The sequence below is a fragment of the Fervidobacterium riparium genome (assembly GCF_025370035.1).
In the GTDB taxonomy this organism is placed as follows: Bacteria; Thermotogota; Thermotogae; order Thermotogales; family Fervidobacteriaceae; genus Fervidobacterium; species Fervidobacterium gondwanense.
This window is the reverse complement of the sequence record NZ_CP009277.1, coordinates 554,836-568,568: the sequence shown is the minus strand read 5'-3', so window position 1 is coordinate 568,568 and position 13,733 is coordinate 554,836. Positions and strand designations below refer to the sequence as shown.

12 protein-coding genes are annotated in these 13,733 nt (G+C 35.7%); 9 read left to right on the top strand and 3 right to left on the bottom strand.

Annotated features, from left to right (window positions below; all coding sequences use genetic code 11):
* Positions 1-10 precede the first annotated feature (10 nt).
* Positions 11-1,279 carry a DUF438 domain-containing protein gene (locus tag IB67_RS02525; RefSeq protein WP_339747712.1) on the bottom strand — a complete coding sequence of 423 codons (1,269 nt, stop codon included), beginning with the start codon at positions 1,277-1,279 and terminating at the stop codon, positions 11-13.
* A 319-nt stretch (positions 1,280-1,598) separates the two neighbouring features.
* Between IB67_RS02525 and istA the strand changes: the two genes are divergently transcribed.
* The 8 genes from istA to IB67_RS02485 all read left to right on the top strand — a co-directional run bounded on the left by istA (position 1,599) and on the right by IB67_RS02485 (position 10,844).
* A complete protein-coding gene (istA, locus tag IB67_RS02520; protein ID WP_290853041.1) occupies positions 1,599-2,801 on the top strand; it encodes an IS21 family transposase in 1,203 nt (400 codons plus the stop codon).
* Between the two features lie 20 nt (positions 2,802-2,821).
* Entirely contained in the window at positions 2,822-3,586 is a 765-nt protein-coding gene (gene istB, locus IB67_RS02515) for an IS21-like element ISCbe3 family helper ATPase IstB (RefSeq protein ID WP_014451263.1), read from the top strand.
* A 59-nt stretch (positions 3,587-3,645) separates the two neighbouring features.
* Positions 3,646-4,119, top strand: a complete 474-nt coding sequence (locus tag IB67_RS02510; RefSeq protein WP_498875433.1) for a glycoside hydrolase family 5 protein — start codon at positions 3,646-3,648, stop codon at positions 4,117-4,119.
* A 207-nt stretch (positions 4,120-4,326) separates the two neighbouring features.
* Entirely contained in the window at positions 4,327-5,670 is a 1,344-nt protein-coding gene (locus IB67_RS02505) for a GntP family permease (protein ID WP_498875432.1), read from the top strand.
* A 107-nt stretch (positions 5,671-5,777) separates the two neighbouring features.
* Positions 5,778-7,034, top strand: coding sequence for a glycerate kinase type-2 family protein (locus tag IB67_RS02500; RefSeq protein WP_498875431.1), 1,257 nt, complete (start codon positions 5,778-5,780; stop codon positions 7,032-7,034).
* Positions 7,035-7,150: 116 nt separating this feature from the next.
* Positions 7,151-8,164: a diguanylate cyclase gene (locus IB67_RS02495; protein ID WP_498875430.1), complete on the top strand. Its 1,014-nt coding sequence runs from the start codon at positions 7,151-7,153 to the stop codon at positions 8,162-8,164.
* Positions 8,145-9,245: an outer membrane protein assembly factor BamB family protein gene (locus tag IB67_RS02490; protein WP_498875429.1), complete on the top strand. Its 1,101-nt coding sequence runs from the start codon at positions 8,145-8,147 to the stop codon at positions 9,243-9,245. The genes IB67_RS02495 and IB67_RS02490 overlap by 20 nt, the downstream gene beginning before the upstream one ends.
* A gap of 345 nt (positions 9,246-9,590) precedes the next feature.
* A complete protein-coding gene (locus IB67_RS02485; protein ID WP_498875428.1) occupies positions 9,591-10,844 on the top strand; it encodes a TrpB-like pyridoxal phosphate-dependent enzyme in 1,254 nt (417 codons plus the stop codon).
* Between the two features lie 40 nt (positions 10,845-10,884).
* Here IB67_RS02485 and IB67_RS02480 read toward each other — a convergent pair whose 3' ends face one another.
* Positions 10,885-12,330 (bottom strand): hypothetical protein, encoded by a 1,446-nt coding sequence (locus IB67_RS02480; protein ID WP_498875427.1) that lies wholly within the window; start codon positions 12,328-12,330, stop codon positions 10,885-10,887.
* Positions 12,311-13,129 carry a CPBP family glutamic-type intramembrane protease gene (locus tag IB67_RS02475; RefSeq protein WP_498875426.1) on the bottom strand — a complete coding sequence of 273 codons (819 nt, stop codon included), beginning with the start codon at positions 13,127-13,129 and terminating at the stop codon, positions 12,311-12,313. Before IB67_RS02475 ends, IB67_RS02480 begins: the two co-directional genes overlap by 20 nt.
* Positions 13,130-13,377: 248 nt before the next feature.
* Between IB67_RS02475 and IB67_RS02470 the strand changes: the two genes are divergently transcribed.
* Complete coding sequence (locus tag IB67_RS02470; protein ID WP_498875425.1) at positions 13,378-13,689, top strand: hypothetical protein; 312 nt, start codon at positions 13,378-13,380, stop codon at positions 13,687-13,689.
* The last annotated feature ends 44 nt before the right edge of the window (positions 13,690-13,733 follow it).

Below are 13,733 nucleotides of genomic sequence, written 5' to 3'. Positions count from 1 at the left end.
CGTTTTTAAATTACTCTTCGTCGTAAATTCTCTTTTCGCCTGTTATCTTCTGAATAGGTGCTATATCTTGGGTGACTTCCAACGTACCAAGGTACTCGCCTTTTTCATCCCTTACCGCAAAGTATCTTATGAGTACATACTTATCGCCGAGCTTTATCCAAAAATCTGCGTGGTTTCTCTTGCCGGATTTGAAGTCGTTCAGAATCTTTTCGACGATGTGTATACTCTTTGGTGGGTGGCAATTCTGAACTGACCTTCCAATAATAGAACGTGTTCTTAAGAATATTCTATCCTTCCCTTCGCTGAAGTACTTTACCTTGTCATCTTTATCTACGAATGTGATATCAAATGGTAAAGTGTTGAGCAGTGCAACGAGTTCTTCTTTCCTAAAGCTTCCAGAGGGGAGTTTTACGGTATCCGTATCTTCTTCATCTATGTAGCCCATTGCCTTCAAGGCATTTTTCATATCTTTATATGCGGTTAGGAGCTTTTCTATGCCTTCGTTGCTTAGAGTCTTCTGTTCTTGTGCGTTCTCTGTAAAAGTTTTCGGGAAGTAGCAACAATATCCAATTTCGTCAAAAGTTTTCCTGATGAGTTTGAATTCATCTTCCTGCACAAGACTAAGCGCTGTTGGGAACAAGATATGGTTCTCTTTATGCACGTGCATCATGAACATCTCAAGCAGTTGAGTCATAATTTGCAAACCGCGTGATTTTAACCCTTCCAAGTCTCTGTTTTCGATTATCTGTGCAAATTCCTTTATCATCGCTCTCATCGTATCGTGTTCAGACCACATGACCTTTGGTGGTTGTTCAACACCATATTTCTCCACGTATGGGAATATGCCGTATTCCTGCTTTTGAAAGTGGAGTTCTATCCCTTTCAGCTCTTCTGTTAACTTTCCGAGAGTTACGAGATTTTCGAAGGTTGGATTGGACACTATTGTTTCGACGAGATTTTTCATTTGCTTCATAAGTATGATAAGTTTTTCGTGTTCCTTCATCGATATGTATATCGGGTGCCAGTGCTCGAGATTCGGTTCTTCTTTTAGGAAATCTTCCATCAATTCAAGATGGATGTCACATATCTCTCTAATCCTCTCAACGCTTATACCGTCCTCTCTCGAAAGTTCATTCTCAACAATTGCAATCTCAACAGGTTGCAGTTCCTTGATAACAGCCTTGATTTCGTCCTTAAGCCTTTCCAATTCTTCCGGATTCCTGTCCGCTCTTCTTATGAGATTCTTCAAGTACTCTCTTTTGTTGAAAACCTCTGCCATACTACCACCTCCAGAAAAGTTATTAATTAGTTTTGCCTAAGTCAACAATATTATACGTGTGTCTGTAAAATTATGCTGTAACATATGTTACGCCAATCAAATATCTATAGAAAATGTTCTAAAAGTGTTCTAATGGATAAGTATCTGTATGAGGTTGAATATTAATGAAATGTTTCGCTCTATTTACAGAAAAATGCTTGCGCTTATCCTATTTTATGGTGTTAATGATAAAATAAAAATGTACTGAAAGTGGAATATAAGGATGTACAAAATTGTACATTGATATGATATCCTTTCTCATAGTGAGGAGGGATATCAAATGCAGAACTTAACAGCACATTTAAACATGATAAGGGCGATGAAAATGAAACCTAACTTTTCAGAACTTGCAAGAATATATGGGATAGACAGAAGAACAGTAAAAAAGTATTATGAGGGTTATGAAGGAAAACCTAAGAATAGAAATAAACCAAGTAAATTGGACAAATACTATGATGAGATAAAATCAAAGCTTGCTATCAAAGGAGTTACAGTCAAGGGTGTTTATGAGTATTTAAAATCAAAAGATGAGACAATAGGAACATACTCAAATTTCAATAAGTATGTTAAGAAAAAAGGATTAAAGCCAGAGAAGAAAGTAAAAGGTCACCCAAGATTTGAGACAGATCCAGGTGAGCAAGCGCAAGTTGATTGGAAAGAGAATATAAAGCTTGTCTCAAGAAATGGAGAGGAGTTTGTTATTAATGTTCTTGATTTTAAATTAGGTTATTCAAGATATTGCTGCTTTGAGATAAACAGGACAAAAACTCAAGAAGAATTAATAGAAAGTCTAATAAGAATATTCAAAGATATAGGCGGAGTACCTAAAGAGATTTTATTTGACAATGCAGCAGCAGTTGTTGATATAACAGGTGAGAAAATTAAAGTAAATTCAAGATTTAAAAGTTTTGCAAAAGACTTTGGGTTTGAAGTGAAACTGTGCAAACCAAGACATTCGTACACAAAAGGAAAAGTTGAAGCAGCAAACAAGTTTATATATTGGATACTGCCATATCAGGGTGAATTTGAAACAGAAGAGGACTTAGTAAGGATAATAAAAGAGATAAACGCAAAGGTCAGTATGCAGCCAAATCAAACAACTCAAGTCCCACCTGCTCTTCTGTTTCAAAAAGAAAAAGAGTATTTACAACCCTTGCCAGACAAAAGGTTAATAGAGAGTTACCTAAATTCCTACAAGTCAGTTAAAGTCCAAAAGGACTCTCTGATTTACTACAAGGGAAGTAAATACTCTGTTCCACCCGAATACATAGGAAAAACAGTCCAAGTAAAGGAGGTGGAAAACAAAATTTATATTTATTATAACACAAACCTGTTAAGGATACATGTTATTGATGAAAAAAGTATCAATTATCACGATGAAGATTACAAACAGCTAATGCTAATGAGAGTTGGTCAAAAAGAAGAGCTTAACAAGATATGTGAGGAGAACCTAAAGAAATTTGATAATCTGTTGAAAAACTAAAGAAAGGAGAAAATCTAAAAATGAGCAACTATGTGAAACTACTTAACAACTTAGAAGAGTTAGGTCTTCACAACATAAAGAATAACCTTGACAAATACTTAGATTTAGTGGCAAGCGGAGAAAAGAGTATGACAGATGCATTATATGAACTTAGTAATTTAGAGATAAAAGCCAAAGAAGAAAGGGCGATATTAGGATGTGTGAGGGTGGCAAATTTCCCATTTATAAAAGGTATAGAAGATTTTGATTTTTCATTTCAGCCAAGTATAAACAAGCAACAGATAATGGACTTAATGAGTTTGAGATTTTTAGAGGGTAATGAAAATATACTATTTGTCGGAACACCAGGGGTAGGGAAAACGCATCTAGCCACAGCAATAGGTATAGAGTGTGCAAAACGAAGGTATTCAACATATTTTATACATTTTCAAGAGTTAATAGCTCAGCTAAAAAAAGCACTGTTAGAGAACAGATTAGAGTACAGACTTAAGCATTTTTCGAAATACAAAGTTTTAATAATAGATGAGATAGGTTATTTGCCTATAGACAATGATGGAGCGAATTTATTTTTCCAGCTGATATCAAGCAGATATGAGAAGAGCAGCACAATAATAACAACTAATGTTGTATTTTCAGAGTGGGGAGAGATATTTGGTGGAGCGACGATAGCAAATGCAATTTTGGATAGGCTACTCCATCATTCTTACGTGATTTTCATAAAAGGTCCTTCATACAGATTGCAGTCAAAAACAGTATATTTTAGCAACACAAACCAGCAAAACTAAGTTTATTTTTTGTACATTTTTATTTTCGATTTTTTGTTCATTTTGATATTGACATTTACATGATACGAAAAATCAATCCCAAAAGAATAGTTATAATCGATGTACCGAATTGGGCACATTACTCTGCTGTGAAGGATCTCAAATTACCAGACGATGAGAATATAATAGTATCCTTCCATTACTATGAACCATTCAATTTCACTCACCAAGGTGCAGAATGGGTCACCCCACAACTACCAGTAGGAGTAAAATGGGAAGGTAAAGACTGGGAAGTGGAGCAGATCAAAAACCACTTCAAATACGTTAGTGATTGGGCGAAGAAAAACAATGTACCGATATTCCTTGGCGAATTCGGAGCTTACTCAAAAGCGGATATGGATTCAAGAGTAAAATGGACGGAAACAGTAAGAAAAACCGCCGAAGAATTTGGATTTTCACTCGCATACTGGGAATTTTGCGCAGGATTCGGTATCTACGATAGAACATCCGGAACGTGGGTAGAACCACTGGCAACAGCAGCGCTTGGGAAGTAGCAATCGGTGAACGGTGATCAGTGAGCAGCTGATAGTGAACGGTGATCAGTAAACAGTTGAGATTGAACAGTAAAAAGCAAAAAATTTGATTAACAAAATTGGATATTTTCTAAAGTTCAATGCATTATCATTGTAAATTATGTTATAATACCCTTGTGTTATAATACCCTTGGGGAAACCCACAAACTTTCAAAGGGGGGAACGATCATGGGTGTTTGGTTGACTATTCTGCTACTACTCTCGATAGTCTTCATCGTTGTATCGACTGTACGGTGGAAACTACATCCTTTTTTAGCATTGATATTCGCTGCCTTCCTTTACGGTCTGCTTTCAAAGATGAACTTGCCCGACATTATTAAGTCTATTACCGAAGGATTCGGTGGAACTGTAAGCTCCATTGGTATTGTTATAGTTGCAGGTACAATAATCGGTATCTTCCTTGAAAAATCCGGCGGAGCGTTCACCATGGCAGAATCCGTACTCAAGGTTACAGGTAAAAAGAACGTACCACTTGCGATGAGTATAATAGGATACATCGTATCAATTCCAGTCTTTTGTGATTCTGGTTTTGTCATTATAACTCCTCTTAACAAAGCACTGACGAAAAGAGCAAATCTAAGCCTTGCTACAACCGGTATAGCTCTCAGCCTTGGTTTGTATGCCACACATACCATGGTACCTCCAACTCCAGGACCAGTTGCAGCTGCTGGAACTCTTGGTGCTGACCTTGGTCTTACAATCCTACTTGGTATGATAGTTTCAATTCCTGCGATAATAGTTGGTTGGCTTTTCTCGGTTAAATTCGCTTCAAAAATCCAAATAGATCCTGAGCCCGAGCTCACCGAAAGCGAAATTGAAAAGACGATGAAAGAAGCTCCAAATGCACCGAAAGCATTTTTGCCAATCGTGCTTCCAATAATTCTCATAGTTCTAAAATCAATTTCTGATTTCCCAACAAAACCATTTGGAGAAGGATTCTTCAAAGACTTCATCGGTTTCATAGGTCATCCAGTATCCGCTTTAATGATAGGTGTGCTCATAGCTTTCCTATTGCCCAAGAAATTTGACAAAGAAATGTTATCTATGAGCGGATGGGTAGGCCAAGCGGTTGTTCAAGCTGGTGTTATCATATTGATAACAGCAGCTGGTGGAGCATTCGGAAAGGTGCTCCAAAATTCCGGCATAGCAAACGTAATAGGTCAGTACCTATCGAAAGCCAACCTTGGCATGTGGTTACCATTCATAATAGCTGCAGCAATAAAAACTGCGCAAGGTTCTTCAACGGTAGCTATAATTACAACTGCATCATTACTAGCACCATTAATGGAATCACTTGGCTTCGTTTCACCAATAGCCAAAGCACTCACTGTGGTAGCTATCGGTGCTGGATCAATGGTTGTATCACACGCAAATGATAGTTACTTCTGGGTAGTTAGCCAATTATCAAAAATGGATGTTAAAACTGGATACAAATTGCAAACGTTTGGTACTCTTTTAGAAGGTTTAACTGCGGCTGTAGTTGTATGGATTATGAGTTTCTTTGTTGTGTAACAACATACAGTTTGCAATAAATTAATTAAATGACCGGGTAAAAACCCGGTCATTTCTATCAAATTGGATATATAGTCAGAAGACTGGTTATTCAGCGAGGTGGGAAAATGAATAAATTAAAAGAACACATGAAATTAATCATCGAAAAAATTATAAGCACATCCAAACCAGATAAATCTGTGGAAAAGACCTTAAATGATATACTATCAAAACAAGAACTGAATAATATAACTCTCATAGCCATAGGTAAAGCCGCTTGGCGTATGGCAAAAGCAGCGAAAGATACACTCAAAGATAAAATTAAATCTGGAATAGTGATAACAAAATACAACCATTCAGAAGGAGAAATCGAAGGTATAGAAATTTACGAAGCAGGTCATCCTGTACCAGATGAGAATACAATCCGTGCAACGCAAAGAGTACTTGATATGACAAAAAATCTATCAGAAAAAGATACTGTTTTGTTTTTGGTCTCTGGTGGCGGATCTGCTCTATTTGAAATACCCGCGGATGGCATAACACTCGAAGAAATTCAAGACCTAACAAATCAATTACTGAAAAGCGGAGCAAACATAATTGAAATAAATACGATACGAAAACATCTATCGAAAGTCAAAGGTGGAAGATTTGCTCAACATGTTTATCCTGCAAAGGTTATCTCCTTGATACTTTCAGATGTACTCGGTGATAGACTCGACAGTATCGCCTCCGGTCCAGCGTATCCTGATAGTTCGACATCTCAGCAAGCACTTGAGATAATCAAAAAATACAACATAAAAGTCTCAGAAAAAATAATCGAAGCACTTAAAAATGAAACTCCTAAAGAACTTACGAATGTTGAAAGCCATATCATAGGAAGTGTGAAGATAGCATGTGAAACGGCAAAAAACACCGCAGAAGAACTTGGATACAACACCATTTTGCTCACAACAAATCTAAGTTGTGAAGCAAGAGAAGCCGGAAAATTCCTTGCATCTATTGCTAAAGAAATTCTGGAGAACGATAGACCTGTTAAAAAGCCTTGTGCGGTAATTCTTGGCGGTGAAACAGTAGTGCATGTCAAAGGTACAGGAAAAGGTGGCAGAAATCAGGAACTTGCACTTTCTTTTGCTATTGAAATAGAGGGCATGGAAAACGTTACTTTGTGTTCTTTTGGAACTGATGGTACAGATGGACCAACGGATGCTGCAGGTGGTATAGTTGATGGTGAAACATGCCAAAAAATACGACAAGCAGGATATTCACCTGAAGTCTTTTTAGAGAACAACGATGCCTACAACGCACTGAAGATTTCTGGTGATTTGCTAATAACAGGTTCGACCGGGACGAATGTGAATGATGTTATAGTAATGCTAATTGGATAGCAAATTCTTCTGAAAACTATTCCCCTTCTGAGAAGGGGAATAGTTTTTTTAAGTTCATTACCAAAAATCAAAAATTATGATATAATTATTTTATATTTCGCGTTGGAGGTATCCTAATGAATCAAAACAATAATTCATTTGAAGAAGAAATTAGGTTTGTACTGGAAAGTTATTTGAAAGCCTATCTAATTGACAGAGACTTGCAGAAGGTTTTAAAATGCTTTCATCCTGACCTATCTGCAATTGGTACCGGTGAAGATGAAATTGGATTGACATATGAACAGAGCGTTTATCTATATCAACGGGAAATGTCTCAATACCCCGAAACAATTCCATACAAAATAACATTTTTCAAAGCATCTGAAGTAACCCCTACCGTCGCTCTTGCTCTATGTGGTTTAGAGTTTAATCTAAGAATAGAAGAGACGGATTACAAAATTGAACGACTTAGAATGAGTATGCTCTTTGTCAAAGAAGGTGAAAGTTGGCTTATTTACCATCTTCACATTTCACAATCAGAACTGGATTTATCAAAAGATGAATCAGTTCCACTTAAACAAATGGAAGAGAAAAACCGATGGTTACAAGAAAAATTAGACGAACGCACAAGAGATCTCCAAAATGCCCTCGAAGATGCAAAAAATATGTCAGTAACAGACGAATTGACAAAGATAAACAACAGAAGAGAATTCGGAAGACTGATCAAAGAAGAACTTGAACATGCAAGAATGGATGGTAGTACTTTCTCGATAATCTTAGGTGATTTGGATCATTTTAAAAAGATAAACGATATATATGGACATCTGATGGGAGATAAGGTGTTAAAAGAAGTTAGTTTTATACTAAGCTCTCATCTAAGATCATCTGATTCCTTAGCGCGTTGGGGTGGAGAGGAATTTGTCATATTACTCCCCAACACATATCTAAAAGAAGCGATAACGATAGCCGAAAGACTTCGAAAAGCGATAAACATAACGATAGATCCCATCATTAAGCCTATCTCGATAAGTTTTGGTGTTACTCAGTACGTTGACGGAGACACTACCGATTCTGTATTATCAAGAGTCGATAAAGCACTTTACAAAGCCAAAACAAGGGGGAGGAACCGTGTTGAATTTGAGAAGGTTTAGCATCTCGAACTTTACTCAAATGATTGTTATTATAATCCTTCTCTTAAATACAATCACATTCTCTATCTCAGTCCAATGGAAGATCAACAATGGTTCTTCAATAACTCACTGTCCTGCTATAGACGGAGATTACGTTTATATAATCGACGGAGACAAAAGTCTATACAAATTAAACATGAATGGAAAAATACTTTGGAAAGTTAGTATAGAAAAAGGATTTTCGTCCTCTCCATCGATTGATGAAAAAGGCGACATATACATTGGAAGTTGGGATGGATGCGTTTACAAAATTAGCAAAGATGGGAAAGTACTTTGGAAATTCGCTACGGAAAAGTACATTTTCTCCACACCTGCGATAAGCAAAAACGCAATTTACGTTGGTAGTCAAGATGGAAATTTCTACGCAATCTCATTTGATGGTAAATTACTATGGAAATTCACAACGCAAGGAGCTATATATTCAAGTGCCGCTATAGATAACACCGGAAATATCGTCTTTGCTTCTTCGGATGGATATGTTTACAAGCTCTCAGAATCTGGAAAACTGGTATGGAAATTCAAAATAGACACTGAAACAAATTCAAGTCCTGCGCTTGATAAAAATGGGAATATACTAATAGGCAGTTACGACAACTACTTGCACTGCATATCCAAAGATGGAAAACTGATATGGAAATTCCTCTCCGATGGTGGAATATACAGTAGCCCTGTTATAGATAGCCGCGGGAACATATACTTTTGCACCGAAGAAGGGACGATTTATGCTTTAAATTCTACCGGAAAGAAACTATGGGAATTTAAAACAAAAGCGAATATTTACTCTACCCCTTTGATAGGAGACGATGGGATTATCTATTTCATAAATCATTACGGAGACCTATACGCATTAAATTCAAAAGGCAAACAATTATGGACATTTTCAACTGGAACAACAAAAGCAAGCCTTAATCTAAGAAACAATTTACTAGTCGTAGTAACCGAAGATGGTATCGTTCAAGCAATAAAAGTTTCATCGAAAGATATCATGAAAAGCGACTGGCCCAAGTTTATGAAAAATACCAACAATAACGGGAAGTTTTGAATATTTTCTCTCAGATAATCAAAAACTTGACTTTACAAAATTTATTTGATAGAATACAGAAAACAAGTGTTTAAAGGAGCAAAAACATGAAAACAGTAGATTTACGTAATTTGCAAGTGATATGTGAATTAAACACAATCAATTCCAATTTCTGGTGGTGGTGGACAACCGGTGGTTGTCCACCTGCTTGTTGCCATATATTCTAAGAAAACTTAGGCACAAGCATAAATAGGTAGGGCAATCGCCGGGTATGAAAAAATTCATACCCGGCTTTTTTTATTTAATTACAAAATCACAAAATACACCGCTATTATTTTCATTTCATTCTTAGAGGAGGTTGGGATTATGAGAGAGTACGTTTACTTAAAACCGGAAGATTTACCAAGAGAGTATTACAACGTTCTTGCCGATTTACCGTTTGAGTTGGATCCACCACTTGATCCACAAACGAATCAACCTATCGCACCTGAAAAGTTACTTGCCATATTCCCAGAACCACTTATTGAACAAGAGGTGAGTAAAGATCGTTTCATACCTATTCCAGAACCTGTTCTTAAAGAATACGCAGTTTACAGACCCACACCACTTATACGTGCAACATTTTTGGAAGAATATTTGGGAACAAAAACAAAGATATATTACAAATACGAAGGGACAAGTCCAACCGGAAGCCACAAAGTCAATACGGCACTTGCTCAAGCGTATTACAACAAAATCTCCGGAACAAAAACACTCATCACCGAAACAGGCGCAGGTCAGTGGGGAAGTGCATTATCATACGCTGGTAAGAAATTCGGATTGAATGTAAAGGTCTTCATGGTAAAAGTCAGTTACCATCAAAAACCTTTTAGAAAAATTCTCATGAATATATTCGATGGAGACGTTACACCAAGTCCAAGCAATTTAACAGAAATTGGTAGAATGTTTGATGAATCACATCCCGGAAGTCTTGGTATAGCCATATCAGAGGCAGTTCATACAGTTTTAAACGAAAATAACTCAAAATACGCTCTTGGAAGTGTGTTGAATCACGTGCTTTTGCATCAAACTGTGATTGGTTTGGAAATTAAAAAGCAACTTGAGGTGATGAACGTAAAACCAGATATGATCGTAGCTTGCCATGGTGGTGGTTCAAACTTCGGTGGTACCGCGTTGCCGTTTATACCAGATGTGTTATCTGGAAAAGACATTAAAATTGTTGCAGTTGAACCAGAAAGTTGTCCATCGTTGACGAAAGGTGAATACAGATACGATTACGGAGACACAGCTGGTTTAACACCATTGATGAAAATGTACACACTTGGAAAAGATTTCGTACCACCTGTTATCCATGCCGGTGGTTTAAGATATCACGGTGCTTCACCGATAGTTTCAAAACTTTACCACGAAAAATTAATAGACGCCGCAAGCGTATCACAAGAAGAAGTATTCAAAGCAGGAAGATTATTCGCTCAACTTGAAGGAATAGTCCCTGCACCAGAATCAGCCCATGCAATAGCGTATGTAATAAAAGAAGCGAAAAAACAAGATAAACAAGCTATTGTCTTCACACTCTCAGGCCACGGATACTTTGATTTAAATGCGTATGCGATGAATTAATTTAAAAAACCGCCAGCAAGTGCTGGCGGTTTATTTTAAATTATTCATTCTTGAGCATCTTTATATCTGTTTCTATCAGATTGTAAGACATAATGTTCCCTGTTTCATGTTTATCGAGGTCAGGAAAACTCTTTGTTCCAAAGTAAATAAATGGGAAAGATTTTACAACACGATTAGAACATCTAATAAATATTTTACTTAACTTAACAAGCGAATATTCTGATGTAAAATACGCAATTTGTCCAATTTCGTTCGCAGTAACACTCGCATCTACTTGACAGTTAAATACTCTTTCACCAGAAGAATAATTATTAAATACAAAACCACCAAACCTATTTGCTGAAATGATTCCTTCAAGTTTAGAACTGAGTATTTTACCATAATTTTGTATTGAGAATGAAGAGAATATTCTGCTTGTTACTCCCAAATTATGCGCATCCATAGTGTCAATCAAAGCTCCATTTTCGTTGTAGACAACCATAGAAACAACGTCACCTAACAGCTCACCAGTAAACTTACAATTTTCAGTTACACCACCATTATGATACACAATCCCACCAATATAATTTCCATAAATGGAATTTTTAGAATCTGAAGCTTCTACAGAAATTTTTCCTTTGAAACCACTATTCTGTATTTTTCCTCTATTATATACCGATATACCTCCAATTAATGATCTTTCAACCTCAAAATTCAATTCTCCTTCAAAGTTAGAATTGTAAATAATACCTTCCCGAGAATTATACAAATTAATTCCTGAAGCTATTAAAATAAAACCAGAATTTTTAGCTCTTTGAGAATACAATATCTTCCCTTTAAATTCAGAATTTAATATTTCTCCCCTGTTTATAAACGATATGCCAGCAAACCCAATCAAATTAATATTGAAATATTTAGCCTCGCTGGAACGTGAAAATGAAATATCTTTCCCTTCTTCATTATAATTAGGTACAGCGATATCCATGATATCTGAGGATAAGCTGGAATAAGTTCCTACAGGCGGATTTATGATAGCGTTACCTGAAATAGTAACGTTCTCAATAACACCGTTGTTTGTATGAACTAAAATGGCACCCTCAAGTCCTGACAGAATATCGATGTTTTCAATTTTTAAATTAATTATTTTAGAATCCTTTCCCAATTCCAAAAAAATAGCTGTTTTAAACTGTTTTGTCCCGTCAATATTTATATTTAAAAGAGACTTACCATTCCCATCAAGAATTCCGTTAAAATACCTTATGGGACGAAATTTCACTTTAGAGAAATCCAGATCTTTTTCTATACGGTAATACGCAAATTTAGAATCTCCCAATCTTGTAAATTGTTCGGGAGATTCTATCAAGTACGGATCCGTTTTTGTTCCGCTTCCCTTGAGATGGAGCTTTGATATATGAGAAATAACAGAGAGCATTGAAATAACAAAAAGCAGCAAAAATAAAAGGATAATAAGATGCTTTGTCCTAACTTTAATCTTTATCACCACCATCAAGAGAATCAAAGACCACCGGATATTTCTTAAACTTTTTCATCACAGCCAAGACTACGCAGTAGAATATTATTACCAAGTTCCAAACTGCAAGGTACATCCAGTTTTTTACTGATATCAGAACTTGTATTATGAGAAAATCATTTATAGTACGCACTGATATTGAAGAAAAAATGCTATTTGTTAGTTCAAAAAGTGCTGTGTATATGATGCTTAAAATAATCAAAGTAACAAAATGTAATTTCGGAACTGCGGAAAAAATATATGGATTTGAAAAATTAAAAATCAGAAACATAATCGAAGTTATAACAACTGAAAGAAACACATTGAAATAGTTTCTTGTTGTTTGATAAATAACCTTTCGAAAATAAATTTCATCTATAGCATCGTAAATAAAAACTGGTAACATTAATACCAAAGATTGGAAAAATAAACGCAGACTTTCACTTGAAGCTTTCAAAAAAATTCTTGTAAATAGCAATGCAAAAATCAACAATGGAAATATCATTTTCTTTGTTGGAACAAAATCTTTCAGATACAGTATTTGTTCCGAGTGTTTTTTGTTAAAGATACTTATTATAACTAATAGAAAAATAACTTCAAAAACCATCCCCAAAAACGGTTGGAAAACAATATACCACTTTCCAGAATTAAATTCATCAATTATAAAAAATAAGGTTTTCTTCAAAAACAGATAATGAACATCAACACCGACAACGTAGTTTACCAACTTTGAAAAGCTTTTACCAAGGTAATATAAAAAGCTGTAAATAACATATTCAATTATAAGATATCCCAAAGCTCTGTCCCCCCTTAACTATTGAATTCATACGTAAAGTTACTTTCAAGTGTATTATAAAATAATTTTTGACTGATAAAAAACAACGCTAAATTGTGCAAACACGAGAAAAGAAAAGAAAAGAAAAGAAAAGAAAAGAAAAGAAAAAAGCAAACGAAATAAGTAAAAGTTTGGAAATAAAACTTGATTTTGACAAAAACAAACGCCATAATGTAAATAGCAGTGGGGGATAGACAGGAGGGGAGCAAATGAGGACTGTAATTGATAATTCTGCTGGCAGTGTCTCTCCGATGATTTCGTATTCTAATTATTATGGTGTTACAAACATTAAGAACAGTGCTACTGCGAATCTCGAGTCTTTTTCAAACAATGTAGAAAAATTACTTAGAAGAATTTTGGATGAAGCGTATGAAAATCCTCCTGATGCTCCGATGGTTATTTACAAACAATACATCGATAATTTTAACAAAACAGTGAATAACACTGGTGTTATTAAAGTAGGTGGAGGAAGCGGAGCTGCAATTCTAGATATTGACTTTGATTCATGGGGAGTAAGATGAAATTTAATCTCTAAAATTACGTCCCCCACTGCCTTAAAATATTG

Bases quoted from the DNA above. Each gene is read 5' to 3' on its own strand.
- istB (WP_014451263.1), top strand. From the start codon at position 2,822: ATGAGCAACTATGTGAAACTACTTAACAACTTAGAAGAGTTAGGTCTT.
- IB67_RS02500 (WP_498875431.1), top strand. From the start codon at position 5,778: ATGAATAAATTAAAAGAACACATGAAATTAATCATCGAAAAAATTATA.
- IB67_RS02505 (WP_498875432.1), top strand. From the start codon at position 4,327: ATGGGTGTTTGGTTGACTATTCTGCTACTACTCTCGATAGTCTTCATC.
- IB67_RS02470 (WP_498875425.1), top strand. From the start codon at position 13,378: ATGAGGACTGTAATTGATAATTCTGCTGGCAGTGTCTCTCCGATGATT.
- IB67_RS02480 (WP_498875427.1), bottom strand. From the start codon at position 12,330: ATGGTGGTGATAAAGATTAAAGTTAGGACAAAGCATCTTATTATCCTT.
- IB67_RS02495 (WP_498875430.1), top strand. From the start codon at position 7,151: ATGAATCAAAACAATAATTCATTTGAAGAAGAAATTAGGTTTGTACTG.
- istA (WP_290853041.1), top strand. From the start codon at position 1,599: ATGCAGAACTTAACAGCACATTTAAACATGATAAGGGCGATGAAAATG.
- IB67_RS02525 (WP_339747712.1), bottom strand. From the start codon at position 1,279: ATGGCAGAGGTTTTCAACAAAAGAGAGTACTTGAAGAATCTCATAAGA.
- IB67_RS02510 (WP_498875433.1), top strand. From the start codon at position 3,646: ATGATACGAAAAATCAATCCCAAAAGAATAGTTATAATCGATGTACCG.
- IB67_RS02485 (WP_498875428.1), top strand. From the start codon at position 9,591: ATGAGAGAGTACGTTTACTTAAAACCGGAAGATTTACCAAGAGAGTAT.